At 67.3% G+C, this 23,336-nt stretch carries 18 protein-coding genes; 8 read left to right on the top strand and 10 right to left on the bottom strand.

The features are described 5' to 3' along the window. Positions 1 to 42: 42 nt before the first annotated feature. Both murJ and AC6F7H_RS13425 read right to left on the bottom strand, forming a co-directional pair. Positions 43 to 2,340, bottom strand: a complete 2,298-nt coding sequence (gene murJ / locus AC6F7H_RS13420; RefSeq protein ID WP_500757242.1) for a murein biosynthesis integral membrane protein MurJ — start codon at positions 2,338 to 2,340, stop codon at positions 43 to 45. 45 nt (positions 2,341 to 2,385) lie between these two features. Beyond that, positions 2,386 to 4,773, bottom strand: a complete 2,388-nt coding sequence (locus tag AC6F7H_RS13425; protein ID WP_500757243.1) for a DUF6049 family protein — start codon at positions 4,771 to 4,773, stop codon at positions 2,386 to 2,388. A 254-nt stretch (positions 4,774 to 5,027) separates the two neighbouring features. On the opposite strand from AC6F7H_RS13425, the gene AC6F7H_RS13430 reads away from it, so the two are divergent. Next, entirely contained in the window at positions 5,028 to 6,494 is a 1,467-nt protein-coding gene (locus AC6F7H_RS13430; protein WP_500757244.1) for a CCA tRNA nucleotidyltransferase, read from the top strand. A gap of 109 nt (positions 6,495 to 6,603) precedes the next feature. Here AC6F7H_RS13430 and AC6F7H_RS13435 read toward each other — a convergent pair whose 3' ends face one another. The 4 genes from AC6F7H_RS13435 to AC6F7H_RS13450 form a co-directional block, all read right to left on the bottom strand. Next, on the bottom strand, positions 6,604 to 7,095 hold the full coding sequence (locus AC6F7H_RS13435; protein WP_500757245.1) for an LppU/SCO3897 family protein: 492 nt from the start codon (positions 7,093 to 7,095) through the stop codon (positions 6,604 to 6,606). A gap of 123 nt (positions 7,096 to 7,218) precedes the next feature. Further along, a complete protein-coding gene (locus tag AC6F7H_RS13440; protein WP_500757246.1) occupies positions 7,219 to 8,481 on the bottom strand; it encodes an MFS transporter in 1,263 nt (420 codons plus the stop codon). A gap of 77 nt (positions 8,482 to 8,558) precedes the next feature. Continuing rightward, positions 8,559 to 9,641 carry an inositol-3-phosphate synthase gene (locus AC6F7H_RS13445; RefSeq protein WP_500757247.1) on the bottom strand — a complete coding sequence of 361 codons (1,083 nt, stop codon included), beginning with the start codon at positions 9,639 to 9,641 and terminating at the stop codon, positions 8,559 to 8,561. 43 nt (positions 9,642 to 9,684) lie between these two features. Continuing rightward, a complete protein-coding gene (locus AC6F7H_RS13450) occupies positions 9,685 to 10,368 on the bottom strand; it encodes a PadR family transcriptional regulator (RefSeq protein ID WP_500757248.1) in 684 nt (227 codons plus the stop codon). Positions 10,369 to 10,766: 398 nt separating this feature from the next. On the opposite strand from AC6F7H_RS13450, the gene AC6F7H_RS13455 reads away from it, so the two are divergent. Next, entirely contained in the window at positions 10,767 to 13,478 is a 2,712-nt protein-coding gene (locus tag AC6F7H_RS13455) for a transglycosylase domain-containing protein (protein ID WP_500757249.1), read from the top strand. Positions 13,479 to 13,576: 98 nt separating this feature from the next. Continuing rightward, the gene (locus AC6F7H_RS13460; RefSeq protein ID WP_500757250.1) at positions 13,577 to 15,085 is read left to right on the top strand and encodes a glycosyltransferase family 87 protein; all 1,509 of its coding nucleotides are present in this window, start codon (positions 13,577 to 13,579) and stop codon (positions 15,083 to 15,085) included. Between the two features lie 150 nt (positions 15,086 to 15,235). Here AC6F7H_RS13460 and AC6F7H_RS13465 read toward each other — a convergent pair whose 3' ends face one another. The 3 genes from AC6F7H_RS13465 to AC6F7H_RS13475 form a co-directional block, all read right to left on the bottom strand. Next, a complete protein-coding gene (locus AC6F7H_RS13465) occupies positions 15,236 to 16,267 on the bottom strand; it encodes an alanine racemase (RefSeq protein ID WP_363039023.1) in 1,032 nt (343 codons plus the stop codon). Between the two features lie 83 nt (positions 16,268 to 16,350). Further along, positions 16,351 to 17,472, bottom strand: coding sequence for a lipid II:glycine glycyltransferase FemX (locus tag AC6F7H_RS13470; RefSeq protein WP_500757251.1), 1,122 nt, complete (start codon positions 17,470 to 17,472; stop codon positions 16,351 to 16,353). A 163-nt stretch (positions 17,473 to 17,635) separates the two neighbouring features. Beyond that, on the bottom strand, positions 17,636 to 17,950 hold the full coding sequence (locus tag AC6F7H_RS13475) for a hypothetical protein (RefSeq protein WP_500757252.1): 315 nt from the start codon (positions 17,948 to 17,950) through the stop codon (positions 17,636 to 17,638). Positions 17,951 to 18,266: 316 nt separating this feature from the next. Here AC6F7H_RS13475 and rpsF point away from each other — a divergent pair, with 316 nt between their 5' ends. The 4 genes from rpsF to rplI all read left to right on the top strand — a co-directional run bounded on the left by rpsF (position 18,267) and on the right by rplI (position 19,961). Beyond that, positions 18,267 to 18,557 carry a 30S ribosomal protein S6 gene (rpsF, locus tag AC6F7H_RS13480; RefSeq protein ID WP_062188887.1) on the top strand — a complete coding sequence of 97 codons (291 nt, stop codon included), beginning with the start codon at positions 18,267 to 18,269 and terminating at the stop codon, positions 18,555 to 18,557. Positions 18,558 to 18,634: 77 nt separating this feature from the next. After that, positions 18,635 to 19,216 (top strand): single-stranded DNA-binding protein, encoded by a 582-nt coding sequence (locus AC6F7H_RS13485; protein WP_500757253.1) that lies wholly within the window; start codon positions 18,635 to 18,637, stop codon positions 19,214 to 19,216. Positions 19,217 to 19,259: 43 nt separating this feature from the next. Next, positions 19,260 to 19,496, top strand: coding sequence for a 30S ribosomal protein S18 (gene rpsR / locus AC6F7H_RS13490; RefSeq protein WP_003949403.1), 237 nt, complete (start codon positions 19,260 to 19,262; stop codon positions 19,494 to 19,496). An 18-nt stretch (positions 19,497 to 19,514) separates the two neighbouring features. Continuing rightward, positions 19,515 to 19,961, top strand: a complete 447-nt coding sequence (rplI, locus tag AC6F7H_RS13495; protein ID WP_109376561.1) for a 50S ribosomal protein L9 — start codon at positions 19,515 to 19,517, stop codon at positions 19,959 to 19,961. 97 nt (positions 19,962 to 20,058) lie between these two features. Here the strand turns inward: rplI and AC6F7H_RS13500 are convergent, their stop codons facing one another. Next, positions 20,059 to 21,396, bottom strand: a complete 1,338-nt coding sequence (locus AC6F7H_RS13500; RefSeq protein ID WP_500757254.1) for an MATE family efflux transporter — start codon at positions 21,394 to 21,396, stop codon at positions 20,059 to 20,061. A 458-nt stretch (positions 21,397 to 21,854) separates the two neighbouring features. On the opposite strand from AC6F7H_RS13500, the gene dnaB reads away from it, so the two are divergent. Beyond that, entirely contained in the window at positions 21,855 to 23,333 is a 1,479-nt protein-coding gene (gene dnaB / locus AC6F7H_RS13505) for a replicative DNA helicase (RefSeq protein WP_500757255.1), read from the top strand. Positions 23,334 to 23,336: the final 3 nt, after the last annotated feature.

The following is a 23,336-nucleotide window of genomic DNA, read 5'->3' on the forward strand; positions in this document are numbered from 1 at the left end:
CGACACACAAGGGCTGACGATGGTTGTGCGGTTACCCGTGACTCAGCGTCCCAGGCGTCCGCGGACCATACCGACCAGCGAGTTGACCTCCACGATGCGCATCCGGCGGGCGGCGACGAAAAAGACGCCGAGCAGGACGGCCCCACCGGCCAGCAGCGCGGCGAACGAAGCTCCGGCGCCCTGACCGAGACTGTGCCCGATGCCGTAGCAGACCGCACCGCTGAGCAGTGCGGCCGGAACCGAGGCGATGCACAGCCGGGCGTACGTCCGCAGTACCCGGGCACCGTCCAGATCCCCGCCCAGCCGCTTGCGCAGCCGACGCCAGGCGACACCGACACCGGTCACGTAGGCAAGGCCGTACGCGGCGGCCATGCCGACCACGGCCCAGCGGGCCGGGAGAACGAAGAAGCAGACGGCCGAGGCGATCGCGTTGACCGCGGCCACGATGACCGTGTTGTAGAAGGGGGTCCGGGTGTCCTCGTAGGCGTAGAAGGCACGCAGGACGACGTACTGCACGGAGTAGGGGATCAGACCGAGGCCGAAGGCCATCAGCATGTAACCCATGTTGGTCGCTTCGCTGATACCCGAGGAGCCGAAGATCAGCGTGCACATCGGGATGCCGAGCGAGATGAAGCCGAAGGCGATCGGCACGATCGCGACGGCTGTGGTGCGCAGGCCCTGGGAGATGTCGTCCCGGACGGCGCCGCTGTCCTCTTCCGCCGCCGAGCGGGAGATACGGGGCAGTAGAGCGGCCATCAAGGAGACGGTGATGATGGCTTGCGGAAGGCCCCAGATCAGCTGGGCGTTGGCGTAGGCGGCGAAGCCGGTGCCCTGGACATCGGAGTTCAGGCCGGCCGCTGTGGACAACTGGGTCACGACCAGAGCGCCCGCCTGGTTGGCGAGCACGAACAGGATGGTCCACTTGGCGAGCATCGCCGCCTTGCCCAGTCCGTGGCCCTTCCAGTCGAAGCGCAGACGGATGCGGAACCCGGTCTCGCGCAGGTACGGGATCATGGCCAGGGCCTGAACGACGAGGCCGAGCAGGACACCGATGCCGAGGAGGCGCCGGCCTTCGGGCGGGATGCTGGTGACCGTCATCTGGGAGTCGGCGGCGGTGCCGTAGACGTAGATGAACGTACCGAGCGTCACGATGATGACGATGTTGTTGAGGACCGGGGTCCACATCATCGCGCCGAACCTCCCGCGCGCGTTGAGGATCTGTCCCATCACCACGTGCACGCCCATGAAGAAGATCGAGGGCAGGAAGTAGCGCGTGAAGGTGATGGCGACCTCGTTGGCCGCGGGGTCGGAGGCGACCGGGTTGGACAGCGCACGCACGAGGAGTGGCGCGGCGAGCCATGCCACGGAGGTGAGCACGACCAGGGCCACCATCACGAGGGTCAGCAGCCGGTTGGCGTACGCGTCGCCGCCGTCGTCGTCCTCCTTCATGGCGCGGACGAGCTGCGGGACGAAGACGGAGTTGAGACCACCGCCGACGGTGAGGATGTAGATCATGGTCGGCAACTGGTATGCGACCTGGAACGAGTCACCGAGAAGACCCAGGCCGAGCGCCGAGACGATCAAGGCGGAGCGGATGAATCCCGTGAGGCGGGACACCATCGTGCCCGCCGCCATCACGGCGCTGGACTTCAGCAGACCTCCGGCCCGGCCGCCTTTCTTCGCGGGCGGCACGGGAGCCGGTTCCGGTACGGGCGACTCGGCGGCAGGCGGTGGTGTGGCTCCCGCGTAGTGGCCGGGTGCAGCGGAGGCCGGGCCGGGTACCGTAACCGACTCGGGGGACTGTCGGCCGGCCACCGGCTGGTAGCCGGGATGCCCACCGCCGTGCTGTTCGGTGTAGCCGCCGTCCTGCTGCTGATCGCGGAACAGGTGGGCGAAGGCGTCCGGCTCACGGCGCTGGTCTCCGGCCTGGCCGACCAGGTCGTCCACGCCCACGAACTGCGTCGTGCGCGGATCGTCACCGTACGGGAGGTATTGGGTCGGGCCGTCCGGTTCCGGCGCCGGAGCCTGGGCCCACACCCGTGGGTCGGGCGCGTGGGGCGACTGGGGAGGCTGCCCGTACAGCGGCTGCTGAGGGGTGTACACGCCCGGCGGAGGCGGGGGGTGCGCCGCGCGGTCGTACAGGGCCTCCGCGACCGGGTCCTGGGCGGCGATGTCCTGCGCGCGGTAGGCGTCCTGGTCGTAGGCGTCCTGGAGATACGTATCAGCGGGCGGCTGCGGAGCCTGGTCGTGCCCGGGCGGCGGACCCTCGGGCGGGTCCGACTCGGGATGGCCCGAGTCGCCCGCGGCACGGCCGCGGTCACCGTCGTACGGCGCGTTCATGGTTACCCCACCTCATTGTCTCTGGTCCACCCGGCCACGACATCCTCAACGGTCCACTCTCTCACCCGTGTCGGACGGGTCTGCGCTTTCCGGTGCGGTGTCCGACGCCGGGTCACTCGGCTGCTCCGGGGCGTCCGTTTCCGAACCGTCCTCCGGCTCCTTGGTGAGACGTACCGCGGGGGCGTCCGGGTTCTGCGGACCTTCGGTACCCCCGTCCAACGCGCGCTTCTCCTCCTGGGCCTCGTGGGCCGCGGCACGCTTGCGCTGGGTGTACATCCTGAAGCCGGCAAGGACGAGCAACAGGACACCGCCGCCGATGACCAGCATCACCGTGGCGGTGATCTCGGTGACCTTGACGTCGAAGGTGACCGGCTCGCCGTACTTCTGGCCGTCCTGTGTGTACAGCTGGGCGATCACCGTTGCCCGGCCGTTGGCGTTGGCGGACGTGGTGAACTTCACCGACTGGCTGTGACCGCCCGAGACGGTGACCGGCTGCTCCTCGTAGGCGGCCCCATCGATCTCGAGGCGGGTCGGGTTGGTCGAGGTGAGCCGCAGCGTCAGGTGTTCGACGCCCTGTACCAGGTTGTTCTGGACGGTCACGGGGATCGTGGCACTGCGGCCGGACAGTTTCGTCTCCGACTTCTCGATCAGCTTCACCTGGTCGAGGAGTCCGTCGAGGTACGCCTCGACCTCGCTGCGGTAGGTGGCCGCCTCGGCGATCCGGCCGCGCCACGAAACGGACATCCCCCGGTTCAGGGCCCGGCCGAACGGGGTCACCACCCGGGACGGGTCGGAGAGGATCACCTGGAACTTGTCGAGCTTGTCCTGTGTCCTCGCGATCTGCTCGAACGCCGACTGCGGCAGTTCCTGCTTGCGCAGCGAGGAGGGATACGAGGAGGCCGAGGGAACCTCGGTGGCGGCGGCGGGGTCCGGCTTCGCCCTCGCGGCGGCGGTGAGGTCCTGGGACTCCGACCAGTTTCCGTCCTGGACGGCCTTCAGCACCTCGGCCATCGTCTGGGCCTGGCTCGCGGAGGGGGTGCGCTGCGGGGCCACGACGATGCTGCGCTGCCGACCGGTCTGAAGGCTGAGTGTCAGGCTCTGTGCGAGGAACCGCTGCACCGTGGACGTGGACGTGGAGGCCTTGGTCATATCGCCCTGGAACAGGGTGGACAACCGGGCGTCCGCGACCACCGCCGTGGTGCCGCCCCCGATGGGGCGTGCGGCCGAAGGCGTGTACGGCAGGTCACCGGTCTCCCGGAAACTGTCGCTGCGGGCGATCACCTTGTCGGCACCGGCGGACGTGGCGACCTTGACGATGGAGGGGTCCACCGCGCCGTTGACGGGCCAGGCGAAGTCGGTGGTCGGTTTCACGTGGAGTATCGGCTCCACCGTGTTGACGACGACATCCGTGGCCTCCTTGAGATGACTCAGGGAGCCGGTGACCGGCGTGCCGTTGTGGGCGAGGGAGGCGAGATCCGGATCACCGAAGGGCAACGCGACGACCTCGTTGTCCGCCACCGCGCTCTGCACCTGGGCGAGCCATCTCTTGGCGACAGCCTGATGACGGCCCGCCGTGGTGGTGTCACCCTCACTTCGGACTTCGTAGCTCTCGGTCATCGCGTCGACGGACGCCAGCAGGTCCGGATCGACCACCCAGGTGACATCGAGGTCCTTGCCCAGTGCCACCATCCGGTCCAGACGGCCGCCCGGGGAGATCTCCTTGGCCAGGTCGTCGTCGCGGAGGACCGGGGTCTGCTGTTCGTCTGAACCGGTCTCCGCCGTCGTGTGGACCGTGGAGATCAGCGGCCACAGAAACGTCGTTCTCGTCTTTTTGTCGGCTTCCTCGGGCTGCCACGGCAGGAACGTGCGCCGGACGCCGAGGGTCTGTTCCCACGGCTGGGCGGAGGTCTGCCCGGAGAGGGCCACCGCCAGCTGGTAGACGCCGTTCTTTCCGAGGCTCAGCTCGTCCGCCGGCACGGAGATACTGAAGGGCTGCGGGATGCCCGGAGCGAGGCGTTCGAACTCCTGGGAGTACTTCTCATCGATCTCCGGACCGACGGAGCCCTGGATGTCGTCACTGTTCCTGGCGACGGTCTCGATCCCGGAGCGGGTGTTCAGCAGGGGGCCCACACGCAGGCCGACGTGGGCGTCGGTGACCGCTTTACCGCCCTTGTTGGTCACCGTGCCGGACACGGTGACGGTGTCTCCCTCGGTGGGGGCGCTCGGGGTGAGCGAGTTCACGGAGACGGAGACCGAGCCCGCACCGGAGGGAGCCTGCCGGGTGCTCTGCACGGTGGCGTCCGCCGGAGACGCGGCGGGCAACTGGAGCAGGCCGGCCAGCAGGGGTGCTCCGGCGAACAGGGCTCCGGTGCGCCGCAGCCAGCGGCGGGCAGGTGAGGCACTCGTCCCCTGGAAGTCTGCCGCCTCGGCCACGCGCTCGCCCGTCCCTTGTCGTCGTCAGTGGTCGTCGGAATGTACGTCCACGCATGGTAACGAGGAGCGGCGGGGGTGAGTGCCGCGGACCGGTCCACAAGATCGGAGGAGCGCCGCCCTGCCCTCTATGTGGCTGTATAAGGGGAGCACGTCCCGTGCCTCGGGCGGCAAGCCTTGTGCGGGTCTCGCCGGAGGTGACCGCGCCTGCCCCAGGGGGAGCCTCCGGCCGCCCGAGCCACGTACCCTTTTCTGTTGTGCCGAACGCCAACGAACAAACCAGTGCCCTGAGCCAGGTGCAGGACCAAGCGGTCAACGAACTGCTGCGGGTCGCCCCTGTCGCCGACGACCTCGCCCGCCGCTTCCAGGAGGCCGGGTTCTCACTCGCCCTGGTCGGCGGTTCGGTCCGGGACGCTCTGCTCGGCCGGCTCGGCAATGACCTCGACTTCACGACCGACGCCCGCCCGCAGGACGTTCTGAAGATCGTCCGCCCGTGGGCGGACGCCGTCTGGGAGGTGGGGATCGCCTTCGGCACCGTCGGAGCCCAGAAGGATGTCCGCGTCGGAGACGTTGACCGAAGCTTCCAGATCGAGGTGACGACCTACCGCTCGGAGGCCTACGACCGCACGTCACGCAAGCCGGAGGTGGCGTACGGCGACTCCATCGAGGAGGACCTCGTCCGCCGTGACTTCACGGTGAACGCGATGGCCCTTGCGCTTCCCACGAAGGAGTTCATCGACCCGCATGGCGGCCTGGACGATCTCGCGGCCCGTGTGCTGCGCACACCGGGCACCCCTGAGGCGTCCTTCTCGGACGATCCGCTGCGGATGATGCGAGCCGCGCGCTTTGCCGCTCAGCTCGATTTCGAGGTGGCTCCTGAGGTGGTCACGGCTCTGCGGGAGATGACCGGACGCATCGATATCGTCTCAGCCGAACGAGTCCGGGACGAGCTGAACAAGCTGGTCCTGTCCGCTCACCCCCGCAAGGGACTGACACTGCTCGTCGACACCGGGCTCGCCGATCACGTGCTGCCTGAACTGCCGGCCCTGCGTCTGGAGAGCGATGAGCACCACCGGCACAAGGACGTCTATGAGCACACGCTGATCGTCCTGGAGCAGGCGATGGCGCTGGAGGACACCGGCCCCGACCTGACACTGCGCCTTGCGGCTCTGCTGCATGACATCGGCAAGCCGCGCACGCGCCGTTTCGAGGGCGACGGCCGGGTCTCGTTCCACCACCACGAGGTGGTGGGCGCGAAGATGACGAAGAAGCGCATGACGGCCCTCAAGTACTCCAACGAACTGGTGAAGGACGTCTCGCGCCTGGTCGAGCTTCATCTGCGTTTCCACGGCTACGGCACGGGAGAGTGGACGGACTCCGCCGTCCGTCGCTACGTCCGGGACGCGGGGCCACTCCTGGATCGGCTGCACAAGCTGACCCGCTCGGACTGTACGACGCGTAACCGCCGCAGGGCGGCCGCGCTGTCCCGTGCGTACGACGGCCTGGAGGAGCGCATTGCCAAGCTCCAGGAGCAGGAGGAGCTGGATTCCATTCGCCCGGACCTCGACGGCAACCAGATCATGGAGATCCTCGGTGTCAAGCCCGGACCGGCAGTCGGCCAGGCGTACAAGCACATGCTGGAGCTTCGACTGGAGAACGGTCCGATGGACCATGACGCGGCGGTGGCGGCCCTCAAGGAGTGGTGGGCCGGGCATCAGGGCTGAGAGCGTGGAACGGGGGCTATGTTTCACGTGAAACGTAGCCCCCGTTGACATGCGTGGGGGGCGGTGTTTCACGTGAAACACCGCCCCCCACGTGGCCTGAGTGGAAGTGTTACTTCACTTCCTTGAGGCAGAGGACCACGTTGTGGCTGCTGCTGCCCGTCTGGTAGTACGAGATCGTCGCTTCCTCGACGGCCTCGCACTTGCTGTCGTCGCTGGTGTTGTCGAACTTTTCGACGACCTTGTACTGAGCATCGCTTGAAGAGCAGTCGACTGTCTTGAGGTCCGCACTTGTCTGTGTGCCCTCGTTGTGCATGCAACTGCCCACAGACGTGGTCTCTGCGTCCGTCTGCCCGAAGAACCACTTGCCCACGGCTATGAGGACCGCGATGACGATGAAGCCGACGATGCGCAGCAGCTTCTTGCTGAAACGCCCGGCGGGAGCGGGCGGAGGAACCGGGACGCCCTGCGTGGGGAAGCCAGGCTGACCGGCCTGCTGGGGGAAACCATCCTGGGGCGGGTGCGGAGCCTGGCCCTGGGGCTGGCCGTAGGGCTGCTGCTGACCCTGGGCGAACGGGTTGCCCTGAGGCGGCGGAGTGGTCACTTGGAGGTCCCCCTGGAACATGAGTGCGTGGCGCGAAAAGCGCGTTGATAAGACGCACGTAAGGTATCGGGTGCCACTGACAACGCCACGCCGTGCTGGAGCTCTGTGGCATTGATGTGACACTTACCGGCGCTCAAACCGGCTGATAGCCACAGCTACTGCTCCGTAGATAACGGCGATCGTTACCACCAGTGGGGCCGACCGGCCGTCCGGTGGCAGCATCAGGGCGGCCACCGCGGCGGCACCGACGAAAGCCACGTTGAACAGGACGTCGTAGAGGGCAAAGATCCGGCCTCGGAAACCGTCCTCGACGGAGGCCTGGACGATGGTGTCCGTGGCGATCTTCGCGCCCTGGGTGGTCAGCCCCAGGACGAACGCCCCGATCAGCAGGGGGCCGGTGGCGAAGGGCAGTCCGAGCGCGGGCTCCAGGACCGCGGCGGCCGCCGCACACAGCATGATCCATCGGCCGGGCCCGAACCGCCCCGCGGCCCAAGGGGTCATGACGGCCGCAACGAAGAAGCCGGCGCCGGACACACCCAACGCCACTCCCAGAAGGGCGAGTCCCTCGGCCGTGGTGTCGGTCAGGGCGTACCGGCACAGCATCAGCACCATGACGAGCATGGCGCCGTAGCAGAACCGCATCAGGGACATCGCGGTGAGCGCCCAGGCTGCCTCCCTGCGCGGGGATGCGGCAAGGTGGCGCAGACCTGCCATCAGATCGCGAGCGGTGCCGGTGAGCGCCGTGGCGAGCCGTGGATGGACCAGCGCTCGGTCAGGACCGAGCAGTTCCCTCGCGATGCGCAGCGATGCCAGGGCCGCGCACAGGTACAGTGCCGCGCCCACGAGCACCACGGCGGCGTCGGAGTCGGCGACGACCAGGCGTACGACGAAGGCCAGACCGGCGCCCGCGGTCGCGGCGAGCGTGCCGACCGTCGGCGAGAGGGAATTGGCGACGATCAGCCGTTCGGAGTCCACCACGCGCGGCAGGGCGGCGGACAGGCCGGCGAGGACGAAGCGGTTGACGGCGGTGACACACAGGGCTGAGACGTAGAGAAGCCAGTCCGGGACCTGGCCGAGGATCAGGACGGCGGTCACCGAGGCCATCAGCGCGCGCAGCAGGTTGCCGTACAGAAAGACCTGACGGCGGCGCCAGCGGTCCAGCAGGACACCGGCGAAAGGGCCGACCAGGGAGTAGGGGAGCAGCAGGACCGCCATCGCGGAGGCGACGGCCACGGCGGACGTCTGTTTCTCCGGTGAGAAGACCACGTAGGCGGCGAGGGCGACCTGGTAGACACCGTCGGCGCCCTGAGAGAGCAGCCGGACGGCGAGCAGGCGTCTGAAGCCCTGGAAACGCAGCAGGACACGCAGGTCACGGACGACGGCCATGAGCCACAGCCTCACATACGGGGAGGGGCCCCGGGGCACACGACCCGGGGCCCTCAACTGCCCACAGCGGGGAGGTTCTAGCGCTCGACCTCGCCCTGGATGAACTTCTCGACCTTGACGCGGGCGTCGTCGTCGAAGTACTGCACCGGAGGGGACTTCATGAAGTACGACGAAGCCGACAGGATCGGGCCGCCGATGCCGCGGTCCTTGGCGATCTTCGCGGCGCGCAGGGCGTCGATGATGACACCCGCGGAGTTCGGGGAGTCCCAGACCTCGAGCTTGTACTCCAGGTTCAGCGGGACGTCGCCGAAGGCACGGCCCTCGAGGCGCACGTAGGCCCACTTGCGGTCGTCCAGCCAGGCGACGTAGTCGGACGGGCCGATGTGCACGTTGTTCTCGCCGAGGTCCCGGTCGGGGATCTGGGAGGTGACGGCCTGCGTCTTGGAGATCTTCTTGGACTCCAGGCGCTCGCGCTCGAGCATGTTCTTGAAGTCCATGTTGCCGCCGACGTTCAGCTGCATCGTGCGGTCCAGGACGACGCCGCGGTCCTCGAACAGCTTCGCCATGACGCGGTGCGTGATGGTGGCGCCGACCTGGGACTTGATGTCGTCACCGACGATCGGCACACCGGCCTCGGTGAACTTGTCCGCCCACTCCTTGGTGCCGGCGATGAACACCGGGAGGGCGTTGACGAAGGCGACCTTGGCGTCGATGGCACACTGGGCGTAGAACTTCGCCGCGTCCTCGGAGCCGACGGGCAGGTAGCAGACCAGGACGTCGACCTGCTTGTCCTTGAGGACCTGGACGACGTCGACCGGCTCCTCCGCGGACTCCTCGATGGTGGCCTGGTAGTACTTGCCGAGACCGTCGAGGGTGTGGCCGCGCTGGACCGTCACACCGGTGCTGGGGACGTCGCAGATCTTGATGGTGTTGTTCTCGGAGGCGCCGATGGCGTCAGCGAGGTCGAGGCCGACCTTCTTGGCGTCCACGTCGAAAGCGGCGACGAACTCGACGTCGCGGACGTGGTAGTCGCCGAACTGGACGTGCATCAGGCCCGGCACCTTGGACGCCGGGTCGGCGTCCTTGTAGTACTCGACTCCCTGCACCAGCGATGCGGCACAGTTGCCCACGCCGACGACGGCTACGCGAACCGAACCCATTCCGGTTGCTCCCTGTGTGTACGAGTGAGGCCCTGAGGGGGACTCACGTGGCGGTGTCGTCGGACGAATCCGGCCGGGGGTGGTCCCCGGACCGGGGCAGGTCGCCCGACGTTCCAGATGTGGTGTCCTGTCGAGGGGTCGCCCCGGAGGCGGGACCCTTGAGGTCTCGCCCGGCCCGCTCGCTCTCGATGAGCTCGTTCAGCCAGCGCACTTCCCGCTCCACGGACTCCATCCCGTGACGCTGGAGCTCGAGCGTGTAGTCGTCGAGACGCTCCCGGGTCCGGGCCAGGGAGGCGCGCATCTTCTCCAGGCGCTCCTCCAGCCGGCTGCGGCGGCCTTCCAGCACACGCATGCGTACGTCGCGTGACGTCTGTCCGAAGAAGGCGAACCGCGCGGCGAAGGTCTCGTCCTCGTACGCGTCGGGGCCCGTCTGGGAGAGCAGCTGTTCGAAGTGCTCCTTACCATCGGCCGTCAACCGGTAGACGATCTTGGCGCGACGGCCCGTGAGGGGAGCGGCGAGGGCGTCCTCTGTGGTGTTCCCCGGTTCCTCGATCAACCAGCCGTTGGCGACCAGCGTCTTGAGACAGGGGTAGAGCGTCCCGTAGCTGAAGGCACGGAACACACCCAGTGACGTATTGAGTCGTTTGCGCAGCTCATAGCCGTGCATCGGAGACTCGCGGAGCAGGCCGAGTACGGCGAACTCGAGGATCCCGGAACGCCGGCTCATCGTCGCCTCCTCTCTGCCGCGGTTGTGCCGTGACGGCCTCGTGTCTGGCTCATCGCCATCTTTATGCCGAGCTGATGTATCGACTCGATACATCACGACGATAGAACGGCCGTCCGGCTGGAGCAAGGGGATGGGTGGTGAACGGGATCACATCACCGATTCAATCGGAGCAAGTTGCCTGATTTGGGCCGAACTTCTGCGCTCGGCAGGTTTTGACGATGCGTAGTCTGTGCGCCATGCACAACACACCGGGAACCGAGTGACGCCTGGGGGCGTCCTCGTCCCCGGTGCAGTACGGGATGAATGCGGAACCCACCGCATCCGTACTTCGGGGGGACCGGAAACCAGCTGCCGTTTCCAGGCGCGCGAGACGCGCCTGCCCGAGGAGTAGTCGTTCGATGAGCGAGCACCGTCGCAAACCGCCGCAGCCGCAGGGTGGCGGACGTGCCGCGGCCCGACGCGGCCAGTCAGGCTCGTCCTCCGGCCGCCGCGCGGCGCCGCGCGGCGCCACTGGGTCGCTGTCCGATTCCTACGGGTCGGACTCCCAAGACTCGGGTGGTGAGGGCCACAGTTATGGAAGCCGCGCCGAAGCGCGACGCGCGGCACAGAGAGGCGGGGGCCGCCGGGCCGGTTCCACCGGGCCCGGCCGGGGCCGGGCGGCGCCTCCCGGCCAGAACCGGATCATCGACTATCCGCGCCACGACAAGTACGGCTGGCGCCGCTGGATGCCGTCCTGGAGGCTCGTCACCGGTCTGTGCATCGCGTTCTTCGGCAGCATGGTGGCTGCCGCGGGGATCGGGTACGCGCTGGTGGACGTACCCGACATCGCCAAGACCGCCACGGCGCAGAACAACGTCTACTACTGGGCCGACGGCTCACAGATGGTCGCCACGGGTGGTGAGCGCAACCGCCAGATCATCAATCTCGAAGAGATCCCCATGGCGATGCAGAACGCGGTCATCTCCCAGGAGAACAAGACGTTCTACAAGGACAGCGGCATTGACCCCAAGGGCATCGCCCGAGCTGTGCTGAACATGGCCAGTGGCGGCAACACGCAGGGTGGATCCACGATCACCCAGCAGTACGTCAAGAACGCCAGGCTGGATGACCCGTCGCAGACGTTCTCCCGCAAGTTCAAGGAAATCTTCATCTCGATCAAGGTGGGTGCCACCGAGGAGAAGCGCGATATCCTCGCGGGCTACCTGAACTCCGCGTACTACGGACGGGGGGCCTACGGGATCCAGGCTGCCGCCCAGGCCTACTTCGACAAGAAGGCCGTGGATCTCAACGAGGGCGAGTGCGCCTTCCTGTCGGCGGTCCTCAAGGGGGCCACCTACTACGACCCGGCCGGCGCGACCTCCATCGACCCGGTCAACGCCACTCGCCAGAAGAACGAGAAGCGCGCCCGGCTCCAGATGCAGGACACGCTGGAGAAGATGGTCGAGTACGGGCATCTGGATCCCGCGACCAGGGCCAAGTACACCAAGCTGCCCGAGGTGCAGAACCCCCGGTCGAACACCGCGCTGAGCGGGCAGATCGGTTACCTCGTGGATCTCGCCAAGGCATACATCGTCAACAACAGCGATGAAACCGGCATCACCGCCGGCATGCTGGAACAGGGCGGCTACTCGATCTACACGACCTTCGACAAGAAGAAGGTCGAGGCACTCGAGGAGTCGGTCAAGAAGGTCTACAAGAAGAGCATCAAGCCCGAGGAACGCCCGGAGACGGACACCCACGTCCAGTTCGGCGGGGCCACGGTGGACCCGGCGACCGGCGCGATCGTGGCCATCTACGGCGGTACCGACGCGACCAAGCACTTCACCAACAACGCCGACGCGACCGGTGCCCAGGTCGGCTCGACGTTCAAGCCGTATGTGCTGGCGGCCGCCATGAAGTGGGGCGTCCGGGACCCCGACGGGGATCGGGTGCAGGCCCAGGACGAGCGGACGAAGGTGTCCGAGAAGAGCCTGTACAGCGGCAAGAACAGGCTCAAGATCAAGGAGTACGACGGGTCGATCTGGCAGAACGAGAAGGGCGAGCAGTGGGAGCAGGTCAATGACGGCGACAAGACGTACGGCACCGCGCCCGACTACAAGATCGATCTTCGCGAGGCGATGCGGTACTCGGTGAACTCCTCCTTCGTCCAGCTCGGCGTGGATATCGGCCTGGACAAGGTGAAGGAATCCGCGATGGACTCCGGGCTTCTGGAGAGCAGCCTCGCCGGAACGAACTACCCGTCGTTCTCCCTCGGTACCTCCAGCCCCAGCGCGATCCGAATGGCGGGTTCGTACGCCACCTTCGCGGCCAGTGGCGAGCAACGTGATCCGTTCTCCGTCAAGAAGGTGACGAGCAAGGACGGCACGGTCTACACACACAAGACCAAGACCGAGCGGGCGTTCACCGCTCTGGTCGCGGACAACGTCACGGACGTCCTGAAGACCGTCGTCGAGGAGGGAACCGGCACCAACGCCCAGCTCGAGGGCCGCGAGGTGGCCGGCAAGACCGGTACCACGGACGGCAACAAGTCCGCCTGGTTCGTCGGCTACACCCCGCAGTTGTCCACCGCGATCAGCATGTTCCGGTACCCCGACGACGAGACCGTCAAGAACCGCGAGTTCCTGAAGATGTTCGGCACGGGCGGCCAGAAGAAGATCCACGGTGCCTCGTTCCCGTCCGAGATCTGGGCGGACTACATGGAGGACGCGCTGAAGGGCCAGAAGTCGGTGCCTTTCCCGACGCCGGAGCCCATCGGCGAGATCGTCAACGACACTCCGTCACCGACTCCCACTCCATCGCCCAGCGAGTCCGAGGAGGAGACTCCGTCGGCGTCTCCGTCGACTTCGGAGCCGGAGCCGGAGCCCAGCACCCCCACGCCGAGTGAGACCAATACCTGTGGGCCGTTCGGCTTCCGTTGCAATGAGGGGGACGACACGGGGGGTACCGGGCCGGGTGGCGCGGACGCCGGTGGGACGGACGGCGGGGTGACCAGCTCACCGTCGGCCTCGGAATCGGAAGAGGAAGGCAGCAACCGCGGCAACGGAAACGGAAACGGAAACGGAAACGGAAATGGAAACAACGGTGGTCTCTTCGGAGGCCCGGCCGGGTAACCACCCGCTTGCCCGACTTGGGTGTTTCACGTGAAACAAGGGCCGCCGTACCCCACGGGTACGGCGGCCCTCGGCGTGGTCCCGGCACGTACGGCAGGATGTGCGGCATGCCCAGTGGAGAATCGACGCAAGCGAGCGTCCACGAGCCGGAGCCGGTGGAACCGACCCGGGAGGACAAGGTCGCCGAGGCCGGCAGCGAGCTGATCGGTGGTCCGCTCGGGCGGCATGCCCTCCTCGGGGCGTCCTGGTGGAGTCCGGTCCGGGTGATCGTGCTCGTGGCGATCGGTTTGTTCACCCTCGGCCTGGTACAGAAGGCGCCCTGCTACAACGGCGCGTGGTTCTTCGGCGCCGGTTCCCAGTACACGCACGCGTGCTACTCGGACATCCCGCACCTCTACCAGGGGCGGGGCTTCGCCGACGGCCTCGTGCCGTACTTCGACCAGCTCCCCGGCGACATGCAGTACCTCGAGTACCCGGTGTTGACCGGTGTGTTCATGGAGGTCGCTTCCTGGCTCACGCCCGGCAGCGGCAGCATCCAGGACCAGGAGCAGTGGTACTGGATGGTCAACGCCGGGATGCTCATGGTGTGCGCGGCCGTCATCGCCGTCTGTGTGACCCGCACGCACACCCGGCGGCCTTGGGACGGCCTCCTGGTCGCTCTGGCGCCCGCCTTCGCCCTGACCGCGACGATCAACTGGGACCTGCTGGCGGTCGCCCTGACGGCCGCAGCGATGCTCATGTGGTCGCGCGGCCGTCCCCTTGCCTTCGGGGTCCTTCTGGGGCTTGCCACGGCCGCCAAGCTCTACCCCGTGCTTCTCCTGGGGCCGCTGCTGGTGCTGTGCTGGCGTGCCGGCCGCTGGAGGGAGTACGGAACCGCCCTGGGCGGTGCGGTCGTCGCCTGGGCCGTGGTGAACGGGCCAGTGATGTTCTTCGCTTTTGACGGCTGGTCGAAGTTCTACACGTTCAGCCAGGAGCGGGGCGTCGATTTCGGCTCCTTCTGGCTGATCATCGCCCACAACTCGTCCGACCCGCTGAGCACGGACACCGTGAACACACTCGCCACAGCACTGATGTTGCTGTGCTGCGTGGGTATCGCCGCACTCGCCCTCATGGCTCCCCGCCGACCGCGCTTCGCGCAGCTCGCCTTCCTGGTCGTCGCGGCGTTCATCCTCACCAACAAGGTCTACTCACCCCAGTACGTCCTGTGGTTGGTGCCCTTGGCCGCCCTGGCCCGGCCGAAGTGGCGGGACTTCCTGATCTGGCAGGCCTGCGAGGTGGCCTACTTCCTCGGCATCTGGATGTACCTCGCGTACACGACCAGCGGAGACGACCACAAGGGGCTGCCCGCCGACGGTTATCACTGGGCCATCGGCCTGCATCTGCTCGGGACGCTCTATCTGTGCGTCATGATCGTGCGTGACATCCTGCTGCCCGAGCGGGACCCGGTGCGCCGCTCCGGTGACGACGATCCTTCGGGAGGGGTGCTCGACCGAGCCGAGGACGTCTTCGTGTTCGGCCCCGCCGCCCGCCCCGTACGGCACGTCGCACACTTCGAGGGGCCACGGGTCAAGTGGGGCGGGGCAGGCGCCACCAGCGGTTCACTCTGAGCGAACGGCTGGTGGGCGGTCGCCCTGGAGGCAGGCGAGAGGCATGAGAAAGGCCGTGCACGGTATTACCGTGCACGGCCTTTCTCGCTGTTTGGGCGCCTGCTCAGACGCCTCTCCCGCGTTCTGCGCTCCTCGTCCCCACGCCGCCGCTCAGCGGTCGAGCATTCGGTCGAACTGAGTGGTGGTGTGCCGCAGATGGGCCACCAGTTCCTCGCCGACCTGAGGTTCCGGTGCCTCCGCGGGCACGAACAGGATCGACACCTGCATGTGCGGCGGCTCGGCGAACCAGCGCTGCTTGCCGCCCCAGACGAACGGAGAGAGGTTCCGGTTCACCGTGGCGAGTCCGGCGCGGGCAACGCCCTTGGCGCGCGGCATGACACCGTGCAGGGCCTTGGGGGCCTCCAGACCCACCCCGTGCGACGTACCGCCCGCCACGACCACCAGGAAGCCGTCGGACGCGGCCTTCTGCTGGCGGTAGCCGAACCTCTCCCCCTTGGCGATGCGCGTGACGTCCAGGACTGCGCCGCGGTACTCGGTGGCCTCGTGGTCCCCCAGCCACAGCCGTGTACCGATACGGGCGCGGAAACGGGTCTGCGGGAACTGCTGCTGCAGCCGGACCAGTTCCTCGGCCTTGAGATGACTGACGAACATCGTGTGCAGGGGGAGACGGGCGGCCCGCAGACGGTCCATCCAGCCGATGACCTCCTCGACGGCGTCCGATCCGTCGGTGCGGTCCAGCGGCAGGTGGATGGCGAAGCCTTCCAGCCGGACGTTCTCTATGGCGGAGTGCAGCTGGGGCAGATCCTGCTCGCTGACGCCGTGCCGCTTCATCGAGGACATCACTTCGATGACCACCCGGGCGCCGACCAGACCGTACACACCGTCGACCGACGAAACCGAGCGGATCACCCGGTCGGGCAGCGGGACGGGTTCCTCGCCGCGCCGGTACGGCGTCAGCACCAGCAGGTCGCCGCCGAACCAGTCCTTGATCCGGGCGGCCTCGTACGTCGTGCCGACGGCGAGGACGTCCGAGCCCAGCCGGGTGGCCTCCTCGGCCAGCCGCTCGTGACCGAAGCCGTAGCCGTTGCCCTTGCAGACCGGGACGAGCCCCGGGAACTGCTGCTGCACGTGCTTGTGGTGCGCCCGCCAGCGCGCGGTGTCGACGTAGAGCGTGAGCGCCATGGCCGGATCTGGAACCTTTCTGGTGGCTGCGGTGTATCAGCGACAGGGGAAGTGATGGATCGAACAGTGCGACGGTTGCGGGATCAGCGGCGCGACATGTACATATCGAGCGCCTTGTGGAGCAGCCTGTTCAGCGGGAAGTCCCACTCGCCGAGGTACTCGGCGGCCTGGCCGCCCGTCCCCACCTTGAACTGGATCAGGCCGAAGAGGTGATCCGTCTCGTCCAGCGAGTCGGAGATGCCGCGCAGGTCGTAGACGGTGGCGCCGAGCGCGTAGGCGTCGCGCAGCATCCGCCACTGCATCGCGTTCGAGGGCCGGACCTCACGGCCGATGTTGTCGGAGGCGCCGTAGGAGTACCAGACGTGGCCGCCGACGATCAGCATCGTGGCCGCCGACAGGTTCACACCGTTGTGCCGGGCGAAGTACAGCCGCATGCGGTTGGGATCCTCGGCGTTGAGGGCGGTCCACATGCGCTGGAAGTACGACAGCGGGCGCGGCCGGAAGCGGTCGCGCACGGCGGTGATCTCGTACAGCCGCTGCCACTCGGGCAGGTCGTCGTAGCCGCCCTGGACGACTTCGACGCCGGCCTTCTCGGCCTTCTTGATGTTGCGGCGCCACAACTGGTTGAAGTTCTTGTGGACCTCTTCCAGGGACCGGTTCGCCAGCGGCACCTGGTAGACGTAGCGGGGCTGGACGTCGCCGAAGCCGGCCCCGCCGTCCTCGCCCTGCTGCCATCCCATGCGGCGCAGCTTGTCGGCGACCTCGAAGGCACGGGGCTCGATGAAGTCGGCTTCCAGGTCACGCAGACGCTTTACGTCCGGGTCCTGGATCCCCTTCTTGATGGTCGCCGCCTCCCAGCGTCGGATGACCACCGGCGGGCCCATCTTCACCGAGAACGCGCCCTGCTGCTTCAGGTGCGCGAGCATCGGCTCGATCCACTCCTGAAGATTTGGCGCGAACCAGTTGATGACCGGGCCCTCGGGCAGATAGGCCAGGTAGCGCTTGATCTTGGGCAGTTGCCGGTAGAGGACGAGACCGGCGCCGACCATCTCACCGGTCCGGTCGTCGAACCAGCCGAGGTTCTCCGCGCGCCACTCCGCCTTGACGTCCGACCAGGCCGGGACCTGCATGTGACTCGCCGACGGCAGGCTCTGGATGTACGCCAGATGCTGCTCTCGGCTGATGGTCCTCAGGGTCAGGGTCATTCGGGGCGCTCCTCGGGCTGGTGTGTCCCCATGGGATCAGGGGCTCCGGCTCTCGCGCGAAGCCTACTGCGCCTTGGGGCCGACCCGGTTGGGCGCACGGACCTTCGCCCCGGCCGGTCGTCGGCCGGGGCGCTCCACGGTATTCAGGAGGGGGTGCCCGGAGTCAGACGAGGAGCCCGCCGAAGAGGCCGCCGTGGGCCATGCCCAGGAAGAAGCCGACGGCCGATGCGCCCAGGCCCACGATGAGGCCGAAGCGCGCCCGTGTCGTCTGCGAGACCCACTGGCCGTACGCGCCGGTGAGGATTCCCACCAGGCCGGTCCAGGAGCTGAGCAGGTGCAGCTGCTGGAACATCGCTGTGACGAAGGATGTGATGCCCAGCACCAGGGTCACCGCGAGCAGGGTGTCCTGGAGTGGGTGGGGCTTTCCGTCCGTGGCGAAAAGGCCTCCGGCGGTGTTGGGTCGCAATGCCTGTGCCATGGGCACCTCCTGCGAAAGGCGGCGCATCGTAGCGCCGTACACACCCGATGTGTACAGACTGACGGGCTTCCGGGCCGGATTTCAACCGGAAGCCACTGTGCGGGTACTGTGTACTGTCTGCACCGGTGTCTGTCCGGACAGATCCAGTCAGGATCAGGGCAGGACCACGGTCCGCCCCGGTCGGCCTGGGAAACCGCCGCCCGGCATCGATTGTCAGTGGCGGCTGTTCTACTGACAGGCATCGTTGCGCAACGCATCACGACCCTCCTGCCACGGAACGACCGTGGCCGCTGAGTCCAAAGGAGGTGGGTTCCACATGCGTCACTACGAGGTGATGGTCATCCTCGACCCCGATCTCGAGGAGCGTGCTGTCTCCCCGCTGATCGAGAACTTCCTTTCCGTCGTCCGTGACGGCGGCGGAAAGGTCGAGAAGGTCGACACCTGGGGCCGTCGTCGTCTCTCGTACGAGATCAAGAAGAAGCCCGAGGGCATCTACTCGGTCATCGACCTGCAGGCCGAGCCTGCGGTCGTCAAGGAGCTCGACCGCCAGATGAACCTGAACGAGTCGGTCCTCCGGACCAAGGTCCTCCGTCCCGAGAACCACTGAGCGTTTCCGCTCAGCAGCTCTCGGGATCCGAGTAGCAGTACCAGCAGCCAGCAGCAAACCCGCCGAGAGGTTCCCCCATGGCAGGCGAGACCGTCATCACGGTCGTCGGCAACCTTGTCGATGACCCCGAGCTGCGCTTCACCCCGTCCGGTGCGGCCGTCGCGAAGTTCCGTGTCGCGTCGACTCCCCGCACCTTCGACCGCCAGACGAACGAGTGGAAGGACGGCGAGAGCCTGTTCCTGACCTGCTCGGTCTGGCGTCAGGCGGCGGAGAACGTCGCCGAGTCGCTCCAGCGAGGCATGCGCGTCGTCGTGCAGGGCCGGCTGAAGCAGCGGTCCTACGAGGACCGTGAGGGCGTCAAGCGCACGGTCTACGAACTGGACGTCGAGGAAGTCGGCGCCAGCCTGCGCAACGCCACGGCCAAGATCACCAAGACCACCGGCCGCGGTGGGCAGGGTGGTTACGGCGGTGGCGGCCAGCAGGGCGGCGGCTGGGGCGGAAGCCCTGGTGGCGGCCAGCAGGGCGGCAACGCCCCGGCCGACGACCCCTGGGCGACCGGCGCTCCCGCCGGTGGCAACCAGGGCGGTGGCCAGGGTGGCGGCGGCTGGGGCGGAGGCTCCGGCGGCGGTGGCGGCTACTCGGACGAGCCCCCCTTCTAGGCGGGGCCGCACCCACACTTCTTGATCACACAGGAGATACATCATGGCGAAGCCGCCTGTGCGCAAGCCGAAGAAGAAGGTCTGCGCATTCTGCAAGGACAAGGTCACGTACGTGGACTACAAGGACACGAACATGCTGCGGAAGTTCATTTCCGACCGCGGCAAGATCCGTGCCCGCCGCGTGACCGGCAACTGCACGCAGCACCAGCGTGACGTCGCCACGGCCGTCAAGAACAGCCGTGAGATGGCGCTGCTGCCCTACACCTCCACCGCGCGATAAGGGAAGGGTGACCGACTCATGAAGATCATCCTCACCCACGAGGTCTCCGGCCTCGGTGCCGCGGGCGACGTCGTCGACGTCAAGGACGGTTACGCTCGCAACTACCTGGTTCCGCGGAAGCTCGCGATCCGCTGGACCAAGGGTGGCGAGAAGGACGTTGAGCAGATCCGTCGTGCTCGCAAGATCCACGAGATCCAGACCATCGAGCAGGCCAACCAGGTGAAGGCTCAGCTCGAGGGTGTCAAGGTCCGCCTCGCGGTCCGCTCCGGCAACGCCGGTCGTCTCTTCGGTTCCGTCACCCCGGCCGACATCGCTTCCGCGATCAAGGCTGCCGGCGGTCCCCAGGTCGACAAGCGCCGCATCGAGCTGGGCACGGCGATCAAGACTCTGGGCGCCCACGAGACGTACGTGCGTCTGCACCCCGAGGTTGCCGCCAAGGTCGACATCGAGGTCGTCTCGGAGTAAGTACTGCTCACTGAAGCAGTGAGGTGGGGGCCGCACCCTTCGGGGTGCGGCCCCCACCGTCGTTTCCCGTGAAACATGGCGTTCCGCGGGAAACGTGTCAGCGCGTGGCGCCGGTGACGACCCACTGGCCCGAACGGGTACGGATCCACAAGGTCAGCAACCGAATGGTCATCATGAGCGTCATCGTGCCCCAGAGCGCGGTGAGACCGCCCCCGAACACGGGGACCAGCAGGGCGACCGGGGTGAAGACCGCCAGGGTGATGAGCATTGCCCAGGCCAGGTACGGCCCGTCGCCCGCGCCCATCAGCACTCCGTCCAGAACGAAGACGATGCCGGAGATCGGCTGGGACAGGGCGACGATCGCCAGAGCGGGCAGTGCCGCGTCGGTGACCGTGGAATCGCTGGTGAACAGGGGCAGAAAAATCGGCCGGGAGAGCATCATGAGCATGCCGAGAACGGCTCCGACGCCGATGCCCCACCCCACCATGCGACGGCATACCTCACGGGCGCCCTGCGCGTCGCCGGCTCCCAGATAGCGGCCGATGATGGCCTGTCCGGCGATCGCGATGGCATCCAGCGCGAAGGCGAGCAGACTCCACAGGGAGAGGATGATCTGGTGAGCCGCGATGTCGGAGTCGCCGAGTCGGGCGGCGACGGCGGTCGTGATCATGAGGATGGCCCTGAGTGAGAGAGTGCGCACCAGCAGCGGTGCGCCTGCCTGGGCAGAGGCCCTGATCCCGGCGATGTCCGGGCGCAGTGAGGCGCCGTGTCGGCGTGCCCCTCTGAGCACCACGATCAGATAGACGGCGGCCATGCCGCACTGGGCGATGACCGTGCCCCAGGCGGAGCCCGCGATGCCGAGGCCGGCGCCGTAGACCAGCCCGACGTTGAGGATGCCGTTGGCGACGAAGCCGGCGACGGCGACGTAGAGAGGCGTCTTTGTGTCCTGCAGCCCGCGCAGCACACCGGTCGCGGCGAGCACGATCAGCATGGCCGGTATACCGAGGGCGGAGATGCGCAGATAGGTGATCGCGTAGGGGGCCGCTGTGTCCGAGGCGCCGAAGAGGTCAATCAGGGCCGGTGCCGTGGGCAGGACGACAGCGATGACGGCGACACCGAGGAACAGGGCGAGCCAGATCCCGTCCATGCCCTGGCGGATGGCGGCAGGGAGATCGCCGGCGCCGACGCGCCGGGCGACGGCGGCGGTGGTGGCGTAGGCCAAGAAGACAAAGACGCTCACGGCGGTCACCAGAAGGGCTGACGCGATGCCGAGACCGGCGAGCTGTGCGGTGCCGAGATGGCCGACGATGGCGCTGTCGGCCAAGACGAAAAGGGGCTCGGCGACAAGTGCGCCGAAAGCCGGGACGGCCAGCATGATGATCTCACGGTCGTGCTGCCGTCGGACGGCGCGTGGGCGCGCGGGGGCCTGTGTCATGCGCACCAATCTAATCGTCCACAGGTAAGAGATGCAAAGCTCTGTAGACCCTTACTTGACGGCGCAGAGTGTGTGCATGCGCACAGCGATCGAAGGGATCTTGGCCCGTCTGGGAAAGTTTTTCTTCTACACAGGCAGTGGACTACGAAATCCCAGGTCAGCGGGCTTGTTGCAACGCCAGGGGTTCCTTGTTCACAGGGCTGTCCACCGGGTCGTGCACAGGTTTGGCGGACTTCTCCACAGCATTGGCCCGGTCGTCCACAGGGCCTGTGGATAACCAGATTGGCTGACGGTGCAGACGGGCCTACGGTGGTCCGGCGCCCGCTCCGTCCGCCGGTTTCCGAATGGCCGCAAATCCGGCGCGCGACAACCGGAGTCGGGCGTCCTATTTGTCAGCGCCGTGCCGTAGAAAGAGGGCCACGGCTAGGTCCGCTCGGCGGACGGGAGGAGGTGGCTCGGTGAGCATTTCCGAGCCCTTGGACGACCCGTGGGCCGACAGCGGCCCCAGTGATCGTCTGCCTGCCTCCCGCCGCCGTGACGACGGAGGCAGGGGCCGCGAGGGCCAACGCGACCGCGGCCGGGACTCCGGAGCGTGGGACGGCGGAGGCGCCGCGTTCGAGCGGGTGCCACCACAGGACCTGGAGGCCGAGCAGTCCGTTCTGGGCGGCATGCTGCTGTCCAAGGACGCCATCGCGGATGTCGTCGAGATCCTCAAGGGCCACGATTTCTACAAACCGGCTCACGAGACCGTCTACACGGCCATCCTCGACGTATATGCGAAGGGGGAGCCGGCCGACCCCATCACGATCGCCGCGGAGCTGACCAAACGCGGTGAGATCAACAAGGTCGGCGGGGCCTCGTATCTGCACACCCTCGTCCAGACGGTGCCCACGGCGGCCAACGCGGCGTACTACGCGGAGATCGTGCACGAGCGCGCCGTGCTGCGCCGCCTGGTCGAAGCCGGTACCCGCATCACTCAGATGGGATACGCGGCCGACGACGATGTCGACGAGATCGTCAACCGTGCGCAGGCCGAGATCTACGCCGTCACCGAACAGCGCACGAGTGAGGACTACCTGCCGCTCGGCGACATCATGGAGGGCGCGCTCGACGAGATCGAGGCGATCGGCTCGCGCAGCGGTGAGATGACCGGTGTACCCACGGGGTTCACGGACTTCGACTCGCTCACCAACGGGCTGCATCCCGGGCAGATGATCGTCATCGCCGCGCGTCCCGCGATGGGCAAGTCGACGCTCGCGCTGGACTTCGCCCGCGCGGCGTCGATCAGGCACAACCTGCCGAGCGTCGTCTTCTCACTCGAGATGGGGCGCAACGAGATCGCGATGCGCCTGCTGTCCGCCGAGGCCAGGGTCGCCCTGCACCACATGCGGTCCGGCACGATGACCGACGAGGACTGGACCCGCCTGGCACGCCGGATGCCGGACGTATCCGCGGCGCCGCTCTACATCGACGACTCCCCGAACCTGTCGATGATGGAGATCCGTGCCAAGTGCCGTCGGCTGAAGCAGCGCAACGACCTGAGACTGGTCGTCATCGACTACCTTCAGCTGATGCAGTCCGGTGGCTCCAAGCGAGCGGAGAGCCGCCAGCAGGAGGTATCGGACATGTCCCGTAACCTCAAGCTGCTCGCCAAGGAACTGGAACTACCGGTCATCGCGCTCTCCCAGCTCAACCGTGGTCCCGAGCAGCGCACCGACAAGAAGCCGATGGTCTCCGACCTGCGAGAGTCCGGTTCCATCGAGCAGGACGCCGACATGGTCATCCTGTTGCACCGTGAGGACGCGTACGAGAAGGAGTCCCCGCGTGCGGGTGAGGCCGACCTGATCGTGGCCAAGCACCGAAACGGTCCGACGGCGACGATCACGGTCGCCTTCCAGGGGCATTACTCGCGCTTCGTGGACATGGCGCAGACCTGATCG

The organism is Streptomyces sp. MMS24-W38, assembly GCF_059889265.1.